General features: G+C 65.7%; 21 protein-coding genes and 1 tRNA gene. 13 read left to right on the forward strand and 9 right to left on the reverse strand.

Translation table 11 applies throughout. The features are described 5' to 3' along the window. Positions 1-81: 81 nt before the first annotated feature. From zwf to eda, 5 genes are all read left to right on the forward strand, one after another. Positions 82-1,542, forward strand: a complete 1,461-nt coding sequence (gene zwf / locus ASE50_RS13100; protein ID WP_056401170.1) for a glucose-6-phosphate dehydrogenase — start codon at positions 82-84, stop codon at positions 1,540-1,542. Between the two features lie 137 nt (positions 1,543-1,679). Continuing rightward, positions 1,680-2,384: a 6-phosphogluconolactonase gene (gene pgl / locus ASE50_RS13105; RefSeq protein WP_056401173.1), complete on the forward strand. Its 705-nt coding sequence runs from the start codon at positions 1,680-1,682 to the stop codon at positions 2,382-2,384. Next, positions 2,384-4,204 (forward strand): phosphogluconate dehydratase, encoded by a 1,821-nt coding sequence (edd, locus tag ASE50_RS13110; RefSeq protein ID WP_056401176.1) that lies wholly within the window; start codon positions 2,384-2,386, stop codon positions 4,202-4,204. Before pgl ends, edd begins: the two co-directional genes overlap by 1 nt. Positions 4,205-4,334: 130 nt before the next feature. Next, on the forward strand, positions 4,335-5,303 hold the full coding sequence (locus ASE50_RS13115) for a glucokinase (protein ID WP_056401178.1): 969 nt from the start codon (positions 4,335-4,337) through the stop codon (positions 5,301-5,303). Beyond that, positions 5,300-5,908 carry a bifunctional 4-hydroxy-2-oxoglutarate aldolase/2-dehydro-3-deoxy-phosphogluconate aldolase gene (eda, locus tag ASE50_RS13120; protein ID WP_056401180.1) on the forward strand — a complete coding sequence of 203 codons (609 nt, stop codon included), beginning with the start codon at positions 5,300-5,302 and terminating at the stop codon, positions 5,906-5,908. The genes ASE50_RS13115 and eda overlap by 4 nt, the downstream gene beginning before the upstream one ends. 142 nt (positions 5,909-6,050) lie before the next feature. On the opposite strand, the gene mltG is transcribed toward eda, so the two are convergent. The 7 genes from mltG to fabD all read right to left on the reverse strand — a co-directional run bounded on the left by mltG (position 6,051) and on the right by fabD (position 11,386). Further along, positions 6,051-7,019 carry an endolytic transglycosylase MltG gene (gene mltG / locus ASE50_RS13125; RefSeq protein WP_056401185.1) on the reverse strand — a complete coding sequence of 323 codons (969 nt, stop codon included), beginning with the start codon at positions 7,017-7,019 and terminating at the stop codon, positions 6,051-6,053. Between the two features lie 4 nt (positions 7,020-7,023). Then, entirely contained in the window at positions 7,024-8,283 is a 1,260-nt protein-coding gene (gene fabF / locus ASE50_RS13130) for a beta-ketoacyl-ACP synthase II (protein ID WP_056401188.1), read from the reverse strand. A gap of 117 nt (positions 8,284-8,400) precedes the next feature. Next, entirely contained in the window at positions 8,401-8,637 is a 237-nt protein-coding gene (locus ASE50_RS13135) for an acyl carrier protein (RefSeq protein WP_055760552.1), read from the reverse strand. Positions 8,638-8,717: 80 nt separating this feature from the next. After that, positions 8,718-9,227: a hypothetical protein gene (locus tag ASE50_RS13140; RefSeq protein WP_156347462.1), complete on the reverse strand. Its 510-nt coding sequence runs from the start codon at positions 9,225-9,227 to the stop codon at positions 8,718-8,720. Beyond that, positions 9,224-9,961, reverse strand: coding sequence for a 3-oxoacyl-[acyl-carrier-protein] reductase (gene fabG, locus ASE50_RS13145; RefSeq protein WP_056401195.1), 738 nt, complete (start codon positions 9,959-9,961; stop codon positions 9,224-9,226). Before fabG ends, ASE50_RS13140 begins: the two co-directional genes overlap by 4 nt. Before the next feature lie 26 nt (positions 9,962-9,987). Further along, positions 9,988-10,404 carry a GxxExxY protein gene (locus ASE50_RS13150; protein ID WP_056401197.1) on the reverse strand — a complete coding sequence of 139 codons (417 nt, stop codon included), beginning with the start codon at positions 10,402-10,404 and terminating at the stop codon, positions 9,988-9,990. Between the two features lie 46 nt (positions 10,405-10,450). After that, positions 10,451-11,386, reverse strand: coding sequence for an ACP S-malonyltransferase (gene fabD / locus ASE50_RS13155; RefSeq protein WP_056401199.1), 936 nt, complete (start codon positions 11,384-11,386; stop codon positions 10,451-10,453). 206 nt (positions 11,387-11,592) lie between these two features. Between fabD and rpsF the strand changes: the two genes are divergently transcribed. The 4 genes from rpsF (at position 11,593) to ASE50_RS13175 (ending at position 13,248) form a co-directional block, all read left to right on the forward strand. Further along, positions 11,593-12,009 carry a 30S ribosomal protein S6 gene (gene rpsF, locus ASE50_RS13160; protein WP_055997064.1) on the forward strand — a complete coding sequence of 139 codons (417 nt, stop codon included), beginning with the start codon at positions 11,593-11,595 and terminating at the stop codon, positions 12,007-12,009. Between the two features lie 12 nt (positions 12,010-12,021). Beyond that, complete coding sequence (rpsR, locus tag ASE50_RS13165) at positions 12,022-12,246, forward strand: 30S ribosomal protein S18 (RefSeq protein ID WP_010543816.1); 225 nt, start codon at positions 12,022-12,024, stop codon at positions 12,244-12,246. Between the two features lie 12 nt (positions 12,247-12,258). Beyond that, positions 12,259-12,849, forward strand: a complete 591-nt coding sequence (gene rplI / locus ASE50_RS13170; protein WP_056401208.1) for a 50S ribosomal protein L9 — start codon at positions 12,259-12,261, stop codon at positions 12,847-12,849. A gap of 324 nt (positions 12,850-13,173) precedes the next feature. Continuing rightward, a tRNA-Glu gene (locus ASE50_RS13175) sits at positions 13,174-13,248 on the forward strand. Between the two features lie 59 nt (positions 13,249-13,307). On the opposite strand, the gene ASE50_RS13180 is transcribed toward ASE50_RS13175, so the two are convergent. Further along, positions 13,308-14,774: a glycoside hydrolase family 125 protein gene (locus tag ASE50_RS13180; protein WP_156347463.1), complete on the reverse strand. Its 1,467-nt coding sequence runs from the start codon at positions 14,772-14,774 to the stop codon at positions 13,308-13,310. 178 nt (positions 14,775-14,952) lie between these two features. On the opposite strand from ASE50_RS13180, the gene ASE50_RS13185 reads away from it, so the two are divergent. The 4 genes from ASE50_RS13185 to ASE50_RS13200 all read left to right on the forward strand — a co-directional run bounded on the left by ASE50_RS13185 (position 14,953) and on the right by ASE50_RS13200 (position 19,520). Next, complete coding sequence (locus ASE50_RS13185; RefSeq protein ID WP_056401211.1) at positions 14,953-16,590, forward strand: M28 family peptidase; 1,638 nt, start codon at positions 14,953-14,955, stop codon at positions 16,588-16,590. Between the two features lie 233 nt (positions 16,591-16,823). Further along, the gene (locus ASE50_RS13190) at positions 16,824-17,912 is read left to right on the forward strand and encodes an AI-2E family transporter (RefSeq protein ID WP_056401216.1); all 1,089 of its coding nucleotides are present in this window, start codon (positions 16,824-16,826) and stop codon (positions 17,910-17,912) included. A gap of 58 nt (positions 17,913-17,970) precedes the next feature. Then, positions 17,971-19,074 (forward strand): Gfo/Idh/MocA family protein, encoded by a 1,104-nt coding sequence (locus ASE50_RS13195; RefSeq protein ID WP_056401221.1) that lies wholly within the window; start codon positions 17,971-17,973, stop codon positions 19,072-19,074. Next, positions 19,071-19,520 carry a cupin domain-containing protein gene (locus tag ASE50_RS13200; RefSeq protein ID WP_200909546.1) on the forward strand — a complete coding sequence of 150 codons (450 nt, stop codon included), beginning with the start codon at positions 19,071-19,073 and terminating at the stop codon, positions 19,518-19,520. Before ASE50_RS13195 ends, ASE50_RS13200 begins: the two co-directional genes overlap by 4 nt. Before the next feature lie 38 nt (positions 19,521-19,558). Here the strand turns inward: ASE50_RS13200 and ASE50_RS13205 are convergent, their stop codons facing one another. Beyond that, positions 19,559-22,132 carry a TonB-dependent receptor plug domain-containing protein gene (locus ASE50_RS13205; protein ID WP_056401224.1) on the reverse strand — a complete coding sequence of 858 codons (2,574 nt, stop codon included), beginning with the start codon at positions 22,130-22,132 and terminating at the stop codon, positions 19,559-19,561. Between the last annotated feature and the right edge of the window lie 58 nt (positions 22,133-22,190).

The raw sequence follows: 22,190 nt of genomic DNA on the forward strand, positions 1-22,190 counted from the left end.
GTCGCCTGCCCATGCCGCCTTCGCGTTTGCGAAATAGGCTGCTAGGAGCGCGCGGGACCGAATTGGAAGATAGGAGCACGCATGACGAGGCAAGCGGTAGCGAAGCTGCTGTTGTTCGGCGCGACCGGGGATTTGTCGCAACGGATGCTGCTCCCCTCGCTCTACGGCCTCCATGCCGATGGCCTGTTGCCGGCCGGCCTGACCATCACCGGCACCGCGCGGCATGAGCATGACGATGACGGCTTCCGCGCGTTCGCACGCCATGCGCTCGACGAGTTCCTGCCCGACGATCGCAAGGACGAGGCGGCGATCGACGGCTTTCTCGCGCGGCTGCAATATCAGCCGCTCGACGCGTCGAACGTTGACGGTTTCGCCGATCTTGCGCGCAAGCTCGGCGATATTTCGGGCGGTCTTGCGATCTTCCTGTCGACTGCGCCGTGGCTGTTCGGCCCGACCATCACCGGCCTGAAGAGCGCCGGCCTGACCGGACCCGAAGTCCGCATCAGCCTCGAAAAGCCGCTCGGCAAGGATCTCCAATCGAGCCGTGAGATCAACGATCTGGTCGCCGCCGCCTTTCCGGAGGAGCGGACGTTCCGCATCGACCATTATCTGGGCAAGGAAACCGTCCAGAACATTCTGGCGCTGCGCTTCGGCAATGCGATGTTCGAACCGGTGTGGAACGCGCGCGGCATCGACCATGTCCAGATCACCATCTCCGAAACCGTCGGCCTAGAAGGGCGCGCGGGCTATTATGACGAGGTCGGCGCACTGCGCGACATGGTCCAGAACCACGTCATGCAGCTGGTCGCGCTGATCGCGATGGAGCCGCCCGCCAAGTTCGACGGCACCTCGATCCGCGACGAAAAGGTCAAGGTCCTCCGCTCGCTGCGCCCGATCGGCGCGGCCGAGGTCAACACCCACACGGTCACCGGCCAATATGACGCCGGCGCGGTGAAGGGCGAGATCGTCCGGGGATATGACGAGGAACTGGGCAAGGATTCGGACACCGAAACCTTCGTCGCGGTAAAGGCGCATATCGACAACTGGCGCTGGCAGGGCGTGCCCTTCTACCTGCGTACCGGCAAGCGGATGCAGGATCGCCATTCGGAAATTTCGATCCAGTTCAAGCCGGTACCGCATTCGATCTTCGCCGATCGCGGCGGCCGGTTGCAGCCCAACACGCTGGTCATCCGCCTTCAGCCCGAGGAATATGTCCGCCTGCTGGTGATGGCCAAGGAACCCGGCCTCGACCGCGACGGCATCCGCCTGAGCGAAGTGCCGCTCGACCTGTCGCTGACCACCGCCTTTGCCGGTACCCGCCGCCGTATCGCCTATGAGCGGTTGCTGCTCGACCTGATCGAAGGCGATCCGACGCTGTTCGTCCGCCGCGACGAGGTGGAGGCGCAGTGGCAATGGATCGACGCGATCCGCGACGGGTGGAAAGCGAATGCGACCAGTCCCAAGGGGTATCCGTCGGGAAGCTGGGGACCGAATGCCAGCGTCGCGCTGACCGAACGCGACGGGGTGACGTGGAACGAGTGAGCGGCTGACGCGCTCCTCTTCCGCACCATAATTATGCCGTTCAGTTCGAGCAGCATCGAGCGAAGTCCAGATGCGCCCGTCGAGAACCGGTTCTCAGGCACGCTCGAACGGAACGGAACAATACACGGGATGATAGAATGACCGAAATCGAATGGTGGGAATATGACGAACCCGCCGAATTCGCCGACGCGCTGGCCGGCGATATCCAGTTCATCATAGAATCGGCGATCGACGCGCGCGGCGCGGCGGTGATCGCGCTGGCGGGTGGTCGCACCCCCGCCCCGATCTATGACAAGCTGATCAAGGCGAAGCTCGACTGGAAGCGTGTGACGATCGTCCCCACCGACGACCGGATCGTGCCGATGGGCGACGCGATGTCGAACGTCACCGGCCTTGCCAAGGTCTTCCTGCCCAAGGGCGCGCGGGTCATTCCGCTGACAGCCGAAAAGGCCCCCGATTACAAGGCTGCCGGCCGCGCCGCCGATGCGCGGTTGCAGGATCTGCACTGGCCGCTCGACCTCTGTCTGCTCGGCATGGGCGCCGATGGCCATACCGCGTCTATCTTCCCCGGTCCCGACCTTACCGAGGCACTGACCGGTCCCAAGGAACGTCGCGCGCTGGGCGTGATGCCCGACCCGCTGCCGCCGGAAGCGCCGGTCGCGCGCGTGACGCTGAGCCATGCCGCCATCGCCTCGGCGCGCGCGCTGATGATCGCGATCACCGGCGATGAAAAGAAATCGGTGCTCGAACGCGCGATCGATCAGGGCGCGTCGTCGGCCTATCCGATCGGCCGCGTGCTGGCCGAAGTCGAACTTCCCGTCGATATTCATTGGAGCCGCTAATGGCCCTCAACGCCACGATCGCCGCCGTCACCGACCGCATCATTGAAGCGTCGCGGACCAAGCGTGCCGCCTATCTTGCGCTGATCGACCGCGAGCGGGAGAGCGGCGTCGACCGGCCAATGCTCGGCTGCGCGAACCTCGCCCATGCCTATGCCGGCACCGACGAGGATCGCGACGCGATGCGTCCGGCCAACCGGATGAACATCGGCATCGTCACCGCGTATAACGACATGCTGTCGGCGCACGCGCCTTATTACCGCTATCCCGAACAGATGAAGGTCTGGGCGCGCGAGGCGGGCGTGACCGCGCAGGTCGCCGGCGGCGTGCCGGCGATGTGCGACGGGGTGACGCAGGGCTTTCCCGGCATGGAATTGTCGCTGTTCAGTCGCGACACGATCGCGCTGTCCACGGCGGTGGCATTGAGCCACGGTGCGTTCGAGGGCGCGGCGCTGCTCGGCATTTGTGACAAGATCGTGCCCGGCCTGCTGATGGGCGCGCTGCGTTTCGGGCATCTGCCGATGGTGCTGATCCCCGGCGGCCCGATGCGGTCGGGCATCCCCAACAAGCAGAAGGCAGCGGTCCGCGAGGCCTATGCGGAAGGGAAAGTCGGGCGCGAGGAACTGCTCGACGCCGAAATTGCCGCCTATCATGGCAAGGGCACCTGCACCTTCTATGGCACCGCTAATTCGAACCAGATGATGGTCGAAGCGATGGGCCTGCACGTCCCCGATGCCGCTTTCGCCAATCCGGGCACCAAGCGTCGGCAGGAACTGACCCGCTACGCCATCCACCGCCTCGCCGAAATCGGCTGGGACGGCGACGATTATCGCCCGATCGGCCGGGTGGTCGATGAAAAGGCGATCGTGAACGCCGCGATCGTGCTGCTGGCCACCGGCGGGTCGACCAACCACCTGATCCACCTGCCCGCTATCGCGCGCTGCGCCGGGATCGTCATCGACTGGGACGACTTCAACCGCCTGTCCGAAGTCGTGCCGCTGCTCACCCGCGTCTATCCCAACGGGTCGGCGGATGTGAACGGGTTCGAGGATGCCGGCGGTCCGTCGTTCGTCATCCGCGAACTGCTGCGCGGCGGGCTGCTGCACGGCGACGTGCTGACCATCGCGAAGGACGGCATGGCCGCTTATGGCCGCCAGTCGACGATCGAGGACGACAAGCTGGTCTGGAAGGACCATGCCCCGGTCAGCGGCGACGACACCATCGTCCGGACCGTCGACGCGCCGTTCGCGCCCGAGGGCGGCTTCCGCATCCTCGAGGGGAATATCGGCCGCGCCTGTATCAAGGTGTCGGCGGTCGACCCCGATCGCTGGGTCATCGAGGCACCCTGCCGCGTGTTCAGCGACCAGGCATCGGTGCAGGCGGCGTTCAAGGCCGGTGAACTCGACCGCGACGTCGTGGTCGTGGTCCGCCATCAGGGGCCGCGCGCCAACGGCATGCCGGAGCTGCACAAGCTGACCCCGCCGCTGGGCGTGCTGCAGAATCGGGGCTTCCGCGTGGCGCTGGTCACCGACGGGCGCATGTCGGGGGCGTCGGGCAAGGTGCCGGCGGCGATCCACCTCTCGCCCGAGGCGTTGGGCGGCGGGCCGATCGGCAAGCTGCGCGACGGCGACGTCATCCGCCTCGACGCGAATGCCAATACGCTGGCGGCGCTGGTCCCGGCCGACGAATGGGCCGCGCGCGACCATGCGCCCACACCGCCCCCAGCCGACGGCACCGGTCGCGAAATCTTTGCGATGATGCGACAGGGCGCGAGCGAGGCCGAAGCCGGCGGCTCGGCTATGCTGGCGGCGGCGGGGCTGTAGGACGATAGGGCGACCGGCTGTCCCGGTCGTCACCCCGGACTTGATCCGGGGTCCCGCTTCTTTTGTTGAAGCGGTGGAAAAGCGGGACCCCGGATCAAGTCCGGGGTGACGATGAGGATCAGGAGAGGTCATGGAAGTCGTTGCGGTAGATATCGGCGGCACGCACGCCCGCTTCGCGATCGCCGAGGTCGAGGACGGCCGGGTGGTCCATCTGGGCGAACCGACCACGCAGAAGGTCGCCGAACATGGCAGCCTGCAACTCGCATGGCGTGCGTTCGAGCGCACGCTCGGCCGCCCGCTGCCCACCGCCGCCAGCCTTGCGGTCGCCTCGCCGGTCAACGACACGCTGATCAAGTTCACCAACAATCCGTGGATCATCCGTCCGCCGTTGATGCAGGAACGGCTCGGCGTCGAAACCTGGACGATCATCAACGATTTCGGCGCGGTCGGGCACGCCGTGGCGCAGGTCGACCAGGACGATTTCATCCACCTGTGCGGTCCCGAAGGCCCGCTACCGACGCGCGGCGTCGTCACGATCTGCGGTCCGGGCACCGGTCTGGGCGTCGCGCAGCTGCTGCGGACGCCGGAGCGGTATCATGTCCTCGAAACCGAAGGCGGGCATCAGGATTTCGCTCCGCTCGACGGCATCGAGGATGCGCTGCTCAAGCGGCTGCGCAAGGCGCATGGCCGCGGATCGAACGAACGCGCCTGTGCCGGGCCGTCGATCGTCGCATGGTACGAAACGCTGGCGGAGATCGAGGGCGTGTCGGTGCCGCACAGCGACGACAAGACCATCTGGGCCGCCGCGCTCGACGGCACGGACAGCATCGCCGTCGCCGCGCTAGACCGCTTCTGCCTGACGCTTGGTGCCGTTGCCGGCGATCTCGCGCTGGCGCAGGGCGCAAAGGCGGTGGTCATCGCCGGCGGCCTTGGCCTGAGGCTCAGAGATCACCTGCTCGAATCAGGATTCGGCACGCGCTTCACTGCGAAGGGCCGCTTCCAGACGCTGATGGCGGGTATTCCCGTCAAGCTCATCACCCATCCCCAGCCCGGCCTGTTCGGGGCCGCTGCCGCCTTTGCACAGGAGCACGCTCGATGACCGTCACCATCGCTGACATCATGCAGACCAGCCCGGTCATCCCGGTCCTGGTCATTCACGACGCCGCCGACGCTCGCCCGATGGCGGAAGCGCTGGTCAAGGGCGGGCTGCGCGTCCTCGAAGTGACGCTGCGCACCCCGGCCGCGCTGGAAGCCATTGCCGAGATGAAGAAGGTCGACGGCGCGATCGTCGGAGCCGGGACCGTCGTCACCGCCGATCAGTTCAAGCAGGCGATGGACGCCGGCAGCGAGTTCATCGTCTCACCGGGGCTGACCGAAACCATCGGCCGCCCGATCATCGACAGCCGCGTGCCCTTCTTGCCGGGCATCGCCAATGCCGGCGACATCATGCGCGGCCTCGACCTCGGCCTGACGCATTTCAAGTTCTTCCCGGCCGAAGCATCGGGCGGTCTGAAGGCGCTGAAGGCGCTTGCCGCACCCTTCTATCAAGCGAAATTCTGCCCGACCGGCGGCATCACCGAAGCGACCGCACCCGAATGGCTGGCGTTCGATCCGGTGCTGTGCGTCGGTGGCAGCTGGATCGTCGGCGCGACCCATGCGGAGACCGAAACACGTGCACATGCGGCGGCAGGGTTGCGGGCGTAAATTCCTCCCCGCTCCGCGGGGAGGGGGACCAGCTAAGCTGGTGGAGGGGGGTGTCCACAATCACTGCCGTTGCGTGCGTGGACATCCCCCTCCACCATCCTTCGGATGGTCCCCCTCCCCATGAACGGGGAGGATTTTGGGACTACATCTCGCCCCGCGCGCGGCGGATGTCGTACCATTTCTTCACATTGGCATTATGCTCGGCAAGCGTGTCGGCGAACACGTGCCCGCCGGTGCCGTCCGCGACGAAATACAGCGCCTTCGTTTGCGCCGGATCGAGGACCGCGTCGATCGACGCCTTGCCCGGATTGGCGATCGGCCCGACCGGCAGGCCCGCCGAGGCATAGGTGTTGTAGCCGTTCTTCGCCTGCAATTCCGACTTGCGGATGCGGCGGCCGAGCGGCTTGCCCTTGGTGATCGGGTAGATGACGGTCGGGTCGGCCTGTAGCCGCATGCCGGCGCGCAGGCGGTTGGAATAAACCGCGGCGACCATGCGGCGTTCGGACGGCTTGCCGGTTTCCTTCTCGACGATCGAGGCGAGGATCACCGCCTCGCGTGGCGACTGGACGACGGTCGTCGGCTTGCGCTTTTTCCACACCGCAGCGAGATAGCGATCCATCGCCGCCTGCATCCGCTTGACCAGATCGGCACGGTCGCCGTCGCGCGCATAGCTGTAGCTGTCGGGCAGGATGCTGCCCTCGCCCGGCAGCGGCGCGGTGCCTTCCATCTGCGGGGCCTTGGCGACCGCCTCCTGTACCAGCACCGATGGCCAGCCTTCGGGCACCATCACGAAGCGTTGCAGCGTGCGGCCGCCCTGCAACAGCTTCAGGACGTCGGCCTGGCTCAATCCCTTCGGAATGCGATACTCGCCGGCGCGGATCGGTTCGTCGCTGCCGAGAAACCGCGCGAACAGACGGAATCGGCCGGCCGATCGGATCGCGCCGGCCGCCTCCAGCTCCTCCGCTGCCGCCGCAAGGCTCGCGCCCTGCGGCACGATCACGGTCAGCGTGCGCTGCGCCGGACCGGCTCCACCCCAGCTCTGGATCACGAAAAACAGCGCACCGATGGCGAGCAGTCCGACGATCAGGCCAAGACAACCGATCCGGCGCATGTCGTCAGACCGCCTTCATCACCAACGACGCGTTCGTGCCACCGAACCCGAACGAATTGTTCAGGATCGCCTTCACCTTCCGCTCCTGCGCCACATGCGGAACGAGGTTCACGCCGGCGCAGTTTTCCGAAGGATTGTCGAGGTTCAGCGTCGGCGGCACGATGCCGTCGCGCATCGCGAGGATGCAGAAGATGCTCTCGACCGCGCCGGCCCCGCCCAGCAGGTGACCGATGGCCGACTTGGTCGACGACATGGTCAGACCGCCGATGGCGTCGCCGAACAACCGCCGCACCGCGCCCAGTTCCAGTTCGTCGCCGAGCGGCGTCGAGGTGCCGTGCGCGTTGATATAGTCGATGTCCGTCAGCGACAGGCCCGACTTGCGCATCGCCATTTCCATCGACCGGAACGCGCCCGACCCTTCGGGATGCGGGGCGGTGACGTGATAGGCATCGCCCGACAGGCCATAGCCGATCACTTCGGCATAGATCTTCGCGCCGCGCGCCTTGGCCCGCTCATATTCCTCGAGCACGACGACACCCGCACCCTCGCCCATGACGAAGCCGTCGCGGTCGCGGTCATAGGGACGCGATCCCTTTTCCGGCTGGTCATTGAATGCCGTCGACAGCGCCCGTGCCTGTGCGAAGCCGGCAATGCCGAGCGGACAGATCGCGCCTTCGGCACCACCCGCGAGCATCACGTCGGCGTCGTCCATCGCAATCATCCGTGCGGCATCGCCGATCGAATGCGCGCCGGTCGAGCACGCCGTGACCACCGCGTGGTTCGGCCCCATCAGACCGTATTTGATCGAGACCTGACCCGAGATCAGGTTGATGAGCCGGCCATGGACGAAGTGCGGCGAAACGCGCGACGGCCCCTTGTTCTCGCACACCAGCGATTCGCTGGCGATGCCCGGCAGACCACCGATGCCGGCACCGATCGAGCAGCCGGCGCGATAGCGCTCTTCCTCGCTCATGTCGGTCAGGCCGGCATCCTCGAGTGCCTGTCCGGCGGCGTCGATGCCGAAGATGATGAACGGATCGACCTGCCGCTGGATCTTGTGATCGACGCGCAGCCCCGGATCGAACCCATATTCGTGGCCGGCGGGCTTCACCTCGCACGCGATCCGGCACTTCTGGTTCGACGCATCGAAATGCGTGATCGGACCGGCCCCGGATTTTCCGGCGATCAGGTTCTTCCAGGCGGTTTCGACCTCGGCACCCAGCGGGGTCACGAGGCCGAGGCCGGTCACGACTACGCGGCGCATGGCATTACTCTCCGTTCAGATACTTAACGAACGACCCCCCGCCCATGGCTGTTCGCCGGGACGGGGGGCCGTGATGGTCTCGGCAGATGGCGGGACGCGGGACGCGTCCCCGCCGGATCAGCCCTTATGCTCGTCGATATAGGTGATCGCGTCCTTGACGGTCGTGATCTTTTCGGCGGCATCGTCGGGAATCTCGACGCCGAACTCTTCCTCGAACGCCATGACCAGCTCGACGATGTCGAGGCTGTCCGCGCCCAGATCATCGATGAAGCTCGCGTCTTCGGTAACTTTTTCCGCTTCGACGCCGAGATGCTCGACGACGATCTTCTTCACGCGTTCGGCAGTCTCGCTCATATTCATTCCCTCTTCACATCCGGGGTGTATTGTACCTGAACGCCCCTAAAGCCCGTCCGGCTCCGGCGCAAGTCCGTGGCTCAGGCCTTCGCCGCGAACAATCGCGCCAGAGTCGCGGCGTTATAGGCATAGCCGCCCATCAGCCGCTGCACCCGCGTATCGTCCTTTTTCGCGCCGGCCAAGGCCATCATGCCGCTCATGAACGTTTCGACCTGCGCCGATTGTTTGCGCGCGAGAAAGGCGTTGAGAACGGCCGGCGGCGTCTGGCTCAACCGGCGATTGACCGCGATCGGATCGACGCCCTTCGCGCTCAGGCCCGATGCCAGTGCTTCGACCGCGATGCTGGTGACGACGATCTCGCCCGCACGGCTATCGGCCTTGCCGGTGCCGGGCTGGCAGGCCGCGGCATGGGCCCGCGCCTTCTTGACCAGCGTCTCGGTCGCCGCGGCCGGCTTCCTGCCCTCCAGCACGCCGACGATCATGCCCTGTTGCAGACGCGCCATGTCGGCCTTCGGCATCTTGGTCGCGACGCAGCGGACGACGTTCGCGTCACCCGTCGCCAGCATCGCCGCCATCAGCATCATGCTCATATCATCGCCATCCCGCCATTCACATGGATCGTCTGGCCGGTCACATAGCCGGCCTCCCGGCTGGCAAGATAGGCGACCGCCGCCGCGACGTCATCGCCCGCGCCCAACGCCCCGGCGGGAATCCTGGTCAGCAGGGCGGTTTTCTGCGCTTCGGGAAGCACCTCGGTCATTGCCGACGCGATGAAGCCCGGCGCGACGCAGTTGACGGTGATGCCGCGGCTGGCCAGTTCGGCGGCCATCGCCTTCGACATGCCGACCAGGCCAGCCTTCGACGCGGCATAGTTCGCCTGCCCCGGATTGCCGGTCTGCCCGACGACCGAGGTGATCGAGACGATCCGGCCGAACCGGGCCTTCATCATCGGTTTGGCGGCGGCGCGGCACAGACGGAACGCGGCTTCGAGGTTGACGCGGATCACCTGATCCCATTCGTCGTCCTTCATCCGCATCGCCAGATTGTCGCGGGTGACGCCGGCATTGTTGACGAGGATGTCGAGCTTGCCGAGCGCGGCGACCGCCTGCGGCACGAGGCCGTCGACGGCCGCGCCATCGGACAGGTTGCAGGCGATGGCGACATGGTCGCCGCCCAGTTCGTCACGGAACGCCGCCAGCTTGTCGGCATTCGAGCCCGACACCGCAAGCCGCGCCCCCTGCGCCGCCAGCGCCTTGGCGATGGCGGAACCGATCCCGCCGCTGGCCCCGGTTACGAGGGCGGTCATTCCCGATAGGTCGAACATGTGAATCAGCTTTCCATGAAGAAGAATTAGGGGTTCGCGCGGAGGCGCGGAGGCGCAGAGGGGGTGTAGTCGTTGACCAGCCGGCGCAGCCCTTCCTTGAGCGTCTCGCCGCCGAAGTTGATGAGTAGCCCTACGGGCTGTTTGGTCAGACGCAAATAGGTCAGCAGCTGTTTGGCGTGGACCGGTGCCAGCTTCTCGATCGATTTGATTTCGATCAACAGCCGATTTTCGACCAGCAGGTCGATCCGAAAAGCGGCATCGAAGCGAAAATCTTCGAACATGATCGATACTGGTTGCTGACGTGCGACATGGTAGCCCATCGCCTCCAGTTTCGCGGCCAACACCGTCTCATAGACGCTTTCGAGCAGACCGGGTCCGAGCGCACGATGAATACGGATCGCCAAATCGACGACGTCGCCACTAATCGTATCGATATCCTGCACCGAACCTTCTCCGCGCCTCTGCGCCTCCGCGCGAACCACCTCTTTCTTACAACCGCCCAACCAGCGCCTCGATGTCGGCCATCGCCACCACGCTCGTCGCCGTCGCGTCGGGGGCGATGCGCTTGACCATGGTGCCGAGCACCTTGCCGCCCAGTTCGACGAAGTCGCTGACACCCGCGTCCTGCATCGCCAGTACCGATTCCCGCCAGCGGACCATGCCGGTCACCTGTTCGACCAGCAGGCGGCGGATCGCTTCCGGATCGGCGACCGGGGCGGCGGTGACGTTGGCGTAGACGGGGACGACCGGCGCGGACAGCGCGACGTCGGCCAGTGCCGCCGCCATCGCATCGGCGGCCGGTTGCATCAGCGGGCAGTGGAACGGGGCCGACACCGGCAGCACCACCGCGCGCTTGATCCCCATTTCCTTCGCCAGCGGCACGGCGCGTTCGATCGCCGCCTTCGCGCCCGAAATCACGACCTGCGACGGGTCGTTGTCGTTGGCGACGGTGCAGACCTCGCCTTCGGCCGCCGCCTCGGCCAGCGCCTGCGCCTTGGTCAGATCGGCACCCAGTAGCGCGGCCATGGCCCCCTCGCCCACCGGCACCGCCGCCTGCATCGCCTGTCCGCGCAGTTTCAGCAGGCGCGCTGTCGTCGACAGGTCGAGCGCACCCGCCGCACACAGTGCGGTATATTCGCCCAGCGAGTGCCCCGCCACGAAATCGGCCTTGTCGGCCAGTCGCATCCCGCCCTCGCGCTCCAGCACGCGCAGCGTTGCGATGGCATTGGCCATGATCGCGGGCTGCGCGTTTTCGGTCAGCATCAGTTCGGCATCGGGACCATCGGCCATCAAGCGGAACAGATGCTGGCCGAGCGCGTCGTCGACCTCCTGAAACACCTCGCGTGCGTGCGGGCTGGCGGCGGCGAGCGCCGCGCCCATGCCGACCGACTGGCTGCCCTGCCCTGGAAAGATGAATGCGCGCATATATGCTCCTGCCGAAATCTTTCGCGCGGCCTAGTCGCTCCGGGTGATCGGGCGCAAGACTGCTTGCGTTTCACGGCCAATCGGCTAAGGGCGTTCGCTTCGGGTTGACGGGCGACCGCCGCCCCGGACTGCATTTGAAGACGACAGCCGGAGGGGCGTTCGCGATTGGCGCGACGTCAGCGATCGGCCAACAGACGGAAAAGAATATGGCTCTGTATGAGCACGTGTTCCTTGCGCGCCAGGATCTGGCACAGGCGCAGGTGGACGCGCTGGCGGAAACCGCCACCAAGATCGTTCAGGACATGAACGGCAAGGTCGTCAAGACCGAAACCTGGGGCCTGCGCAGCCTCGCCTATCGCATCGCGAAGAACCGCAAGGCGCATTACGTCATGCTCGAAATCGACGCGCCGGGCGATGTCGTTGCCGAGCTGGAGCGCCAGACCCAGATCAACGAAGACGTGATCCGCTTCATGACCGTCAAGGTCGACACCCATGAAGAAGGTCCGACCGTGATGATGCGCAAGAGCGAGCGCTCGGAGCGTGGCGACCGTCGTGGTGGCCGTGATCGTGACGACCGTGGTCCGCGCCGTGAGCGCGAGCCGTCGGCCGAAGTCGAAGCGTAAGGAACAGCACCCATGGCACGTCCGTTTTTCCGCCGCCGCAAGAGCTGCCCCTTCTCCGCCAAGGACGCTCCCCGGATCGACTATAAGGATGTTCGTCTGCTGCAGGGCTTCGTGTCCGAACGCGGCAAGATCGTCCCGTCGCGCATCACTTCGGTGAGCGCGAAGAAGCAGCGCGAACTGGCCCAGGCCATCAAGCGCGCCCGCCATTTGGGCCTGCTGCCCTACATCGTTAAGTAAGGAGCGCCCGACATGGACGTCATTCTGCTGGAACGCGTCGAGAAGCTCGGCGCCATCGGCGACGTGGTGAAGGTAAAGGACGGGTTCGCCCGTAACTTCCTGCTGCCGCGCAAGAAGGCGCTGCGCGCCAACGAAGCCAACAAGAAGGTGTTCGAGGCGAACCGCGAGCGGATCGTCGCCGACAACGCCGCCCGTCGTACCGACGCCGAAGCCGAAGCCAAGACGCTGGAAGGCGTTTCGGTCACGCTGATCCGTCAGTCGTCGAACACCGGCCAGCTCTACGGTTCGGTCGCGGTTCGCGATCTGGTCGAGGCGCTCGTCGCCGACGGCCACAAGGTCGACAAGTCGCAGGTCGTCCTCGACCGTCCGATCAAGGCCATCGGCCTGTACGACGTGAAGGTCGCGCTGCACCCGGAAGTCGTCACCATCGTGAAGGTGAACGTCGCCCGTTCGCCGGAAGAAGCCGAGATGCAGTCGCAGGGCGTCGACGTCATGGCGTCGATGTTCGAGCGTGACGACGCCGGCTTCACCGAAGACTATGACCCCAACGCCGAGCCGGGCGAAATCGCCCGCGACGAAGCGTCGGAGGAAGTGCAGGGCTGATCCCCTTCGCCTCGACGAACGAAAGGCCGCCGGAGCGATCCGGCGGCCTTTTTCGTTTGCGCGGATCGTCGCGCGACGCTGGTCAGGAATGCCCGGTCACGGGCAGACGACGCATGTTCCGATCACGGCAGCCAGCGGGATCAGCGACAGGAACAGTGGGACAGCCTTGGCCATGACGATTGCCTTTGTTCGAAGAGGTTTTCGGTTCAATTCCGCAACGGGCAAAAGGTTTCGCTGCGATGAACGACCGCGACCGTCCGAAACCATCACCGCCCCGCTTGACGCCGTCCGCATCGCGGCGTACCAGCGCCCCTCCCCGCAAGCGGCCCCTTCGTCTAGCGGTTAGGACGTCGCCCTCTCACGGCGAAAACACGAGTTCGATTCTCGTAGGGGTCACCAGCCGGCAAAGGGCCTGGCTCGGGTAGAGCTGCTTCGGCAGCGGTCTTGTCCTTGCACTTTCAGACCCTGACCCCGTCGAGTGGCATCTTGAGCAGGTGCGGTCGCGTTGCGGCGACGTGCAGGATCAGTTCGCCGAACAGGCCATTGGCCCATGCGAACCAGTCGCGGCTGAACTTGGCCGCATCGTCCTTTTCGAACGCTTCGTGCATGAAGCCCGTGCCGGCATGGGTCCGCTTGAGCGTGGCGAGGCATTGCAGGATCGTTGCGTTATCGGTCGCGCCGAGCGCCCGGACGATCAGCGACATCGGCCAGATATAGTCCATCCCCTGATGCGGGCCACCGATCCCCTCGCCCGCCTTGCCCTTGAAGAACCACGGGTTCGCCTCGCTCCACGCAGCCTTTGCTGTCCGCTGCCACCGGGCGTCGGCGGCGGGAACGCAACCGAGCCAGGCGAGGCTCGACAGCGACGGCACGTTGGCATCGTCCATGAAGATGGCATTGCCATAGCCGTCGACCTCATAGGCCCAGACGTCGCTGCCATCGGGCAGGCGCATCGTGCCATGCTGCGCCACTGCGGCGGCGACCTCGTTCGCGAGTGCTGTCGCGTCATTCGCCAGTACCGCATCGTGGCGCGCTTCGTTCGCGACCTGCGCCATTTCGCGCAGCGTCGTCACCGCGAACAGATTGGCGGGCACGAACAGCGAATATTGGCAGGCGTCGTCCGACGGGCGGAAACCCGAATGGATCATGCCGTTCTTGCGCGTCGGCGCACCATAGCCCGCGAGCAACGTCTCGGTCGGCTGGCGGCTGGCGCGCTGGAATTTATACGAACCCGGGCCGTCCTTGCGCTGCTGTTCGCGGAAGGTCCGGACGATCGCGCGCATCGCATCGCTCCATTGCGCGTCGAACGGCGCGGCATCGCGCGTCGCACGCCAATAGCCGTGCGACAGCCGCATCGAATAGCATAGCGAATCGATCTCCCATTTCCGTTCGGCGACGCCGGGTCGCATCTCGGTATCGTCGGCCTTGGCCCACGAAAGCGAGGTCGGCGCGCCGGGGTCTTCCATGAAGGCGTTGGCATAGGGATCGATCAGGACGCTGCGCGCGTGGCGGGCGATCAGTCCGCGGAACAGTTCGCGCAGCTTCGCATCCTGCCGGGCAAGATGCAGATAGGATTTCACCTGCGCGGCCGAATCACGCAGCCACAGGCAGGGAATGTCACCGGTGATGACGAAGCTGTCGGGCCTGCCGTCGACCGTGGACATCCGCACCGTGGTGTCGAGCGTGTTCGGGTAGCAATTGGCGAACAGCCACGCGACTTCCGGGTCGGCGATCATCCGGCTGACCCGTGCGATTTCCTGTTCGACCGCGCTGCTAACGAAGCGACGATCGGCGGGCGCGGGACGCTTGCTCGGGAAGCGGGCGACCGCCCCCTGCCCCGCCGCGACCGGTGCGATCCCGGCGGTCGCAAGGCCGGCACCCAGCAGCGCACCCTGCACCATCAGATTGCGTCGGTCGGTCGGCATTGCGGTTCCTCCATAAGCGTCATGGGACCGTTGCCCTGCAATGACCGCCGAGGAAAGCCCGATGCGACGGCTTGGCCTCGTCAAAAACAAGGAGGCGGGTCGATGGTGCCGGTCCGGCGCGTTGCGTCGCCATCTTCGCCATGTCACAACCGGACCATCCCGTTGTTCCGGAGGTTCGATGCGTTCGTTCTTGCTTGCCCCCTGCCTGACCTTCGCCGCATCGGCGCTGGCCCAGACGGCACCCGCCCCCATCTCCATCGAGACGGTCAAGGAAGCGACCCGCGTCCTGTCGTCGGACGACTTCGAAGGACGCGCGCCGGGCACGCCGGGCGAGGAGAAGACGCTGGCCTATCTGGCGCAGCAATTCGCCAAGGCAGGCCTGAAACCGGGGAACAAGGGCAGCTGGTTTCAGGACGTGCCGTTGGTCGAGATCACCAGCCGCAACGTTTCGCCGCTGACCTTCACCGGTGCCGGCAGCCCGATCGCGGTGGCCTATGGCCCCGAGATGGTCGTCGGCACCTATCGCGTGACGCCGAAATCGACGGTCGCGAACAGCGACGTCGTCTTCGTCGGCTATGGCATCAACGCCCCGGAAAAGGGGTGGAACGACTATGCCGGCACCGATGTACGAGGCAAGATGGTGCTGATCCTGGTCAACGATCCCGATTATGCCAGCCGGACGCTGGATGGACCGTTCGGCGGCAAGGCGATGACCTATTACGGGCGCTGGACCTACAAGTTCGAGGAAGCGGCGCGGCAGGGTGCGGCGGCGGCGATCATCATTCACGACACCGTCCCCGCCGCCTATGGCTGGAACGTGGTCCAGTCGAGCTGGACCGGCCCGCAACAGGTCGCCGACGCCGCGAACAACCATATGGACCAGAGCGAGGCGATCGGGTGGATGCAGCTGGCCGCCGCCAAACGGCTGATCGGTGCGGCGGGCAAGAAGTACGATCAACTCGTCGCTGCCGCGCAGACCAGGGGCTTTCGCGCCGTGCCGCTGACCGGGGTGAAGGCGAGCGTATCGTTCGACAATCAGGTCCGGCGTCACGCATCCAAAAACGTGGTCGGCATCCTGTCGGGCACCCGGCGTCCCGACGAAATCGTGCTGTTCACCGGCCATTGGGACCATCTCGGCCGGTGCGAGGCCGCGCCCGATGGCGACGATATCTGCAACGGCGCGATCGACAATGCGACCGGCACCGCCGCGCTGATCGGGCTGGCAGAGGCGAATGCGAAGGCGGGGGCGACCGAACGCAGTCAGTTATATCTGGCGGTGACCGGCGAGGAATCGGGTCTGCTCGGATCGGCCTATTATGGCGATCATCCGATTTATCCGCTCGCGAGGACCGTCGGCGGCATCAACATGGACGCGTTGTCGGTCGCCGGGCCGGCCCGCAACATCGTGGTCGTCGGCAAGGGCAAGTCGGAACTCGACACCTATCTCGACCGCGCGCTGACTGCGCAGGGCCGCGTGGCGGAGGCCGATCCGATGCCGCAGAACGGCTATTACTATCGCTCCGACCATTTCAGCCTCGCCAAACATGGCGTGCCGATGCTCTATCTCGATTCGGGCGACGATCTGGTGACCGGCGGGAAGGCGGCGGGAGAGGCGGCGGCCAAGGACTATACCGAGAAGCGCTATCACGGGCCGAAGGACGAATATGATCCGAACTGGAACTGGGCGGGCGTCGCACAGGATCTGAGCCTGTTCTATACGATCGGGCGCGAGCTGGCGACGACGACCGCATGGCCCAATTGGGTAGCCGGCGACGAATTCCGCGCCATTCGCGATCGCAGCCGCGGTAGCAAGTAAGCGTGCGAACGCGCTGAGATTGCATGCCCGGCTGCTGCTTCGGCGGGACCGTCGCGATCCTCCAAACGGTTCGGCGGGCGTGCAGTGGGACCGGGGGAAGCGGCCCCCGTTGCCGCAGCCAATTCCGCCGATTGTCGATCGATAGAGGGAGCATAGCCCGCGCCCCGGCGTTCCGCTTGCGCAACGATCAATCCCGGCCCGATCGCCGGCCGTAATCAGTAAGGCAGTACAGCATGGCAATCGACCGACAGCGCGTGGAATCCGGTGGATTCATCCTGTTCCTTGCGCTGGTGACCATCGGATTGACGATGGTCGTATCGAGTTTTGCCGGCGCGCTGCTGTGGGCGGCACTGGCGGCATTGCTGTTCCAGCCGCTGTTCCAGCGCCTGTTGCGGTGGCGGCCGGGGCAGCGCAATCTGGTCGCGGCACTGACGCTGCTGATCATCACCGTCGCGGTGGTGATCCCCGCACTCATCATCGCCGGCATGGTCATGGATCAGGCGGCGGGCGTCTATACCCAGTTGCGGAGCGGCCAGATCAATTTCGCGACCTATTTCGAACAGGTCCACAACGCCCTGCCGCTGCGGGTCCAGCATACCATCGACAATGCCGGCTTCGGCAGTTTCGAACGCGCGCAGTCGCGCATCTCGCAGGCGGTCGGTGCCAGCGCCAGCGTGCTTGCCCGCAGCGCCCTGTTGATCGGCGCGAATGCCGCCGCGTTCCTGCTGGCGTTCGGTGTCGGACTATATGTGACCTTCTTCCTGTTGCGCGACGGGGACCGGATCGGACCGGCGGTGGTCCGGTCGCTGCCGCTGGAGCGTGACGTCGCGTGGCGGCTGGCGAACAAGTTCAACGCCGTCGTGCGCGCGACGATCAAGGGGTCCGGCGTCGTCGCTCTGGTGCAGGGCGCGCTGGGGGCGATCACCTTCTGGATCGTCGGTCTGCCCGCCGCCCTGCTGTGGGGTTTGGTGATGGCGATCGCCGCGCTGTTGCCGGCGGTCGGACCGGCGATCATCTGGACCCCGGTCGCGATCTATCTGCTGGCCACCGGTGCGATCTGGCAGGGGGTGGTCGTGATCGCATCGGGTGTGCTGGTGATCGGGCTCGCCGACAATATCCTGCGCCCGTTGCTGGTCGGGCGCGATACCGGCATCCCCGACTGGCTGGTGCTGGTGACGACGCTCGGCGGTATCGACCTGCTGGGGTTGAGCGGGATCGTCGTCGGGCCGCTGGCAGGCGCACTGTTCATCACCGCTTGGGGCATCCTGACCGAGCAACGTGCCGCGCGGGCCGAGGCCGACGAAGAGAAATCAACGACATAGCTTGTAACGGCGGTCGGGTCCGGTCATCCTGCGGCGATCGTTGCCGGAGAGAAAAGCCATGGAAATCGGCCGTCGCGAACTGATCCTTTCCGCCGCCGCCCTGTCGATCGCGCCCGGTTGCGCGTCGTTCGGTCAGCCCGGCCGCAAGCTCGGCTATGCCATCGTCGGTCTGGGAAGCTATGGGCTGGGGCGGATCATCCCCGAATTCCAGAATTGCGAGCATAGTCGCCTTGCCGCCGTGGTCAGCGGCGACCGGGCAAAGGCCGAACGGGTGGCGACCGAATACGGCCTTCCCGCCAGCGCCATCTATTCCTACCAGAATTACGACCGCATCCGCGACAACCCGGACATCGACATCGTCTATGTCTGCCTGCCCAATGCGATGCATGCCGAATATTCGATCCGGGCGTCGCAGGCCGGCAAGCATGTCCTGTGCGAAAAGCCGATGGCGGTGTCGGTCGCCGAATGCGAGGCGATGATCGCCGCCGCGCGCAAGGCGAACCGCAAGCTGATGATCGGCTATCGCAGCCATTTCGAACCGCATAATCGAGAAGCGATGCGGCTGGCGCGCAGCGGCGCGGTCGGCAAAACGCGCTATGTGCGGTCCGAACATGGCTTCAACTTCGGCGATCCGAATGCATGGCGGCTGAAGCGCGCATTGTCGGGCGGCGGTTCGCTGATGGATATCGGCATCTATGCGTTGCAGGCGGTGCGCTACATGACCGGTGAGGAACCGATTGCCGTGACCGCGCGCGAATCGACCGACCGGCGCGACCCGCGCTTCAAGGAGGTCGAGGACATGATCGATTTCACCCTCGATTTTCCGTCCGGGGCGATCGGCAGTTGCCAGTCGATGTACAGCGCCAACCGCAACCAGATCCTGCTGATGGGCGAGAAAGGCCGGATCGAGATGGAGCCGGCGACCAGCTATAGCGGGCAGCGGCTCTGGGTCGGTGGCGATCGGGAGCGACAGGTGACCCCGCCGCCGGGGCCGGGCAAGAACCAGTTCGCCGCACAGCTCGATCACCTGTCGGAATGCGCGACCGGCGGCCGCGAACCGATCGTGTCGGGTGAGGAAGGGTTGCGCGATATGCGGATCATCGAGTCGATCTATCGATCCGCACGCGAGGGACGAACGATCCGGCTGGAACCACGGAAATGATGCTTGCCGCGTTCGCGCTGCTGCTCGCGGGTCAGGCGGCGGACCCGACCGGTTTCGCGAGCAACGCGACCATCACCGCCGAGGTCGAGGCGATGGGCAAGGCGATGAAGCCTGATCAGGGCTTCGCGTGGAAACCGCTGGTCCGCGATGGCGACCGCGTCGCGTCACTGGAATATTGGAAGGCACCGGGACGCCCGGCCGTCCACCCCGATCAGGCAGAATATGCGATCGTGATCGCCGGTGCGGGGACGCTGCGGTCGGGTGGCACGATGGTCGGCGGTCGACAGACCCAGCCGGGCCTGATCGAGGGCGACCGCATCGTCGGCGCTACCGAGCGGTCGCTGAAGCCCGGCGACGTGATGCTGATCCCGGCGGGCGTGCCGCACTGGTTCGGGATCACCGGCGACCGGCTGGTCCTGTTGGGGACCAAGCTGCCTGCGAAGTGAGCGGGCAGGCGCGCGATGCCCCTGCCCGCCCGCTTCGATCAGAATTTCACGCCGGCGCGGGCGTAGAGATACCGCCCGTTGAAGCCGAACGGCGAGAAGCTCGAATACGGGATGAAGTAGTTGTTGATCGCCGTCGCGCCGAGGATCGGGTTGCGCGTCGGATAGACGTCGAACACGTTGTTCGCGCCAATCGCCAATTCGAACTGGCCCGGGGTCGCGCGGACTTCCAGATCGGTCAGCCACTTGGGTGCCAGTTCGACATCGGTCGCGGCCGCGCCGCCCGGCGACAGGGTGTTGCCGAAGCGATTGGTCCGCGCGGTCACGCCGAAAATGCCCTGCGACCAGTCGAGACCGGCATTGACCTTCGACCGCGGCTGTCCGTCGGTCAGGCGCAGCGATTCCTGCCGTCCGAACAGGGTGACACCGGGGATTGCCGACAGCGTCGAACGATCGGTGATGTCGGTCTGGTTATAGTTGTAGCCGGCGGTCAGCGTGACGCTGCCGATGCCGAGGTCGGGCACGCGATAGGTGCCGACGACTTCGACGCCCTGCGTCCGGGTGTCGATGCCGTTGATGAAGAACCGCGCCGAGGTGATATCCTGAATCCCCGCCCCGCGCAGCACCGCGACGACCGCCGTCCCCTGAAGATTTTCGGACAGGATGACCCGGTCGTCGATCTTGATGTTGTAATAATCGGCGGTCAGCGTCAGCCCGCGCAACGGCGACAGGGTCAGGCCGCCGCCGATATTGAGCGACTTTTCGGCCTTCAACTGGCGCGAACCGAGCGCGCGGGCGACCGGGTCGCCGACGCGGAACGTCCCGATCTCCACCAACGTCCCGCCGATATTCTGCGTGGCGAACGACGAGAAGAATTGCTGCGCAAGGCTCGGCGCGCGGAAGCCGGTCGAGATCGATCCGCGCAGGGCCGCCCATTCGACCGGTGCGAAGCGTGCGGCGAGCTTGCCGTTCACCGTATCGCCGAAATCGCTGAAATGTTCGTACCGGCCGGCGGCGACGACGTTGAATGCGTCGCTGACCTTGCCGTCCAGTTCGACATAGCCGGCAAAGCTGTCGCGTGACGCGTCGACCGCGGTGGTCGGCGAGAAGCCGGGGAAGCCCTGCGACCCGGCAGCGGCACCATTGCTGAACGCGAACGGCCCGGCCGCGTAGCTTTGGAGTTCGCCGGCGACGATCTTGTAGTTCTCGTTGCGATATTCGCCGCCCAGCGCCAGCGAGAGTTGCGACAGGAAGCCGACGGCGATGTCGCGCTGCAGGTCGAGGTTTACGGTCTGCTGCCCGAACCGGGTGCCGCCGGCGTTGAACGCGCGTTGCGATTGCGGCCCGAACGACGCGTTATAGCTGTTCTCGATCCGGAAATCGAAGCTGTTGGTGCCATAGACATAGGACAGGTCATATTTGAACCCGGCGACATCGCCCTTCACGCCCAGCGCCCCGGAGAAATCCTCCATCTGGCTGGTGATGAGCGGCAGGAAACCGTCGGCATAGAAAGGCGTGCAGACCGTACCGGTGAAGGTGCAGTTGCGCAGATCCTGGATATTGCCGTTGGTATCGCGGCCCGAGGCGCGGCGATAGAAGGCGGCGCTTTCGCCGTCGCGAACGCCGTAGCTGCCGAAGATATAGAGTTCGGACGTCGCACCGAGATCGACGCCGCCGTTCAGGAAGAAGTTGAAATCGGTGGTCTTCGCATCGCCATAGCGGTGGTTGACGCGGTCGTAGCTGAATTCGCGCGGATCGACGCCGCCGGTCGACAGCAGCGGATAGTTGCGACGTGGGTCGTAACCGGCGCGGTCGGTGGGTTCGCGGTCGCGATATTCGCCGGTCAGGTTCAGATAGGCGGTCTCGCCCATCGGCAGGCCCATGTTCGCGGCGAAGGTCACGGTGCGCCCGTCGCGGACTTCGCGGTCACGGCCGGTTTCTTCAAGCACATAGGTGCCGTCGGCGCGGACCTGCGGCTGGCCGTTCGACTGCCGCGCGATCCCCGATACCTCGGCGACGCCCTCCATCTGCGAGATATACTTGCCATAGGTCATCGTCGCGCGACCGCCTTCGCGGCGCTTGAGCTGGACGTTGATGACGCCGGCGATGGCGTCCGAACCATATTGCGACGACGCCCCGTCGCGCAGCACGTCGATCCGTTCGATCGCGAGGCCGGGGATGGTGTTCAGATCGACCGCCGACGAACCGCGCCCGACCGACCCGTTGGCGTTGAGCAGCGAGGTGGTGTGACGACGCTTGCCGTTGACCAGCACCAGCGTCTGATCGGGCGACAGGCCGCGCAGCGTTGCCGGACGGACCACGTCGGTGCCGTCGGTGATCGACGGTTGCGGGAAGTTGAACGACGGGACCAACTGGTTCAGCAGCTTGTTGGTTTCGGTATAGCCCGCATTGACAAGCGCATCGCCAGTGATGACGTCGACCGGCACCGGGCTTTCCGCGACGGTGCGGCCCTGTGCGCGGGTGCCAACGACGACGATCTCCTCGCCAGCGGGTACATCGGCGGCGGGCGGCGGCGCATCGGCGACCTGTGCGAAGGCCGGCATGGCGGTCAGTGCCGTCGACAGAAACAAGGCGGTGAAAACCGGTTTACGCATGAAAATCTCCCCGAAACCGGCATTTACGGCCGGTCGTTGCGCAGCCTAGTTCCACCGG

Origin of the sequence: Sphingomonas sp. Leaf5, assembly GCF_001421155.1 — a bacterium.
Classification (GTDB): Bacteria; Pseudomonadota; Alphaproteobacteria; order Sphingomonadales; family Sphingomonadaceae; genus Sphingomonas.

Bases quoted from the DNA above. Each gene is read 5' to 3' on its own strand.
- zwf (WP_056401170.1), top strand. From the start codon at position 82: ATGACGAGGCAAGCGGTAGCGAAGCTGCTGTTGTTCGGCGCGACCGGG.
- pgl (WP_056401173.1), top strand. From the start codon at position 1,680: ATGACCGAAATCGAATGGTGGGAATATGACGAACCCGCCGAATTCGCC.
- edd (WP_056401176.1), top strand. From the start codon at position 2,384: ATGGCCCTCAACGCCACGATCGCCGCCGTCACCGACCGCATCATTGAA.
- ASE50_RS13115 (WP_056401178.1), top strand. From the start codon at position 4,335: ATGGAAGTCGTTGCGGTAGATATCGGCGGCACGCACGCCCGCTTCGCG.
- eda (WP_056401180.1), top strand. From the start codon at position 5,300: ATGACCGTCACCATCGCTGACATCATGCAGACCAGCCCGGTCATCCCG.
- mltG (WP_056401185.1), bottom strand. From the start codon at position 7,019: ATGCGCCGGATCGGTTGTCTTGGCCTGATCGTCGGACTGCTCGCCATC.
- fabF (WP_056401188.1), bottom strand. From the start codon at position 8,283: ATGCGCCGCGTAGTCGTGACCGGCCTCGGCCTCGTGACCCCGCTGGGT.
- ASE50_RS13135 (WP_055760552.1), bottom strand. From the start codon at position 8,637: ATGAGCGAGACTGCCGAACGCGTGAAGAAGATCGTCGTCGAGCATCTC.
- ASE50_RS13140 (WP_156347462.1), bottom strand. From the start codon at position 9,227: ATGAGCATGATGCTGATGGCGGCGATGCTGGCGACGGGTGACGCGAAC.
- fabG (WP_056401195.1), bottom strand. From the start codon at position 9,961: ATGTTCGACCTATCGGGAATGACCGCCCTCGTAACCGGGGCCAGCGGC.
- fabD (WP_056401199.1), bottom strand. From the start codon at position 11,386: ATGCGCGCATTCATCTTTCCAGGGCAGGGCAGCCAGTCGGTCGGCATG.
- rpsF (WP_055997064.1), top strand. From the start codon at position 11,593: ATGGCTCTGTATGAGCACGTGTTCCTTGCGCGCCAGGATCTGGCACAG.
- rpsR (WP_010543816.1), top strand. From the start codon at position 12,022: ATGGCACGTCCGTTTTTCCGCCGCCGCAAGAGCTGCCCCTTCTCCGCC.
- rplI (WP_056401208.1), top strand. From the start codon at position 12,259: ATGGACGTCATTCTGCTGGAACGCGTCGAGAAGCTCGGCGCCATCGGC.
- ASE50_RS13180 (WP_156347463.1), bottom strand. From the start codon at position 14,774: ATGCCGACCGACCGACGCAATCTGATGGTGCAGGGTGCGCTGCTGGGT.
- ASE50_RS13185 (WP_056401211.1), top strand. From the start codon at position 14,953: ATGCGTTCGTTCTTGCTTGCCCCCTGCCTGACCTTCGCCGCATCGGCG.
- ASE50_RS13190 (WP_056401216.1), top strand. From the start codon at position 16,824: ATGGCAATCGACCGACAGCGCGTGGAATCCGGTGGATTCATCCTGTTC.
- ASE50_RS13195 (WP_056401221.1), top strand. From the start codon at position 17,971: ATGGAAATCGGCCGTCGCGAACTGATCCTTTCCGCCGCCGCCCTGTCG.
- ASE50_RS13200 (WP_200909546.1), top strand. From the start codon at position 19,071: ATGATGCTTGCCGCGTTCGCGCTGCTGCTCGCGGGTCAGGCGGCGGAC.
- ASE50_RS13205 (WP_056401224.1), bottom strand. From the start codon at position 22,132: ATGCGTAAACCGGTTTTCACCGCCTTGTTTCTGTCGACGGCACTGACC.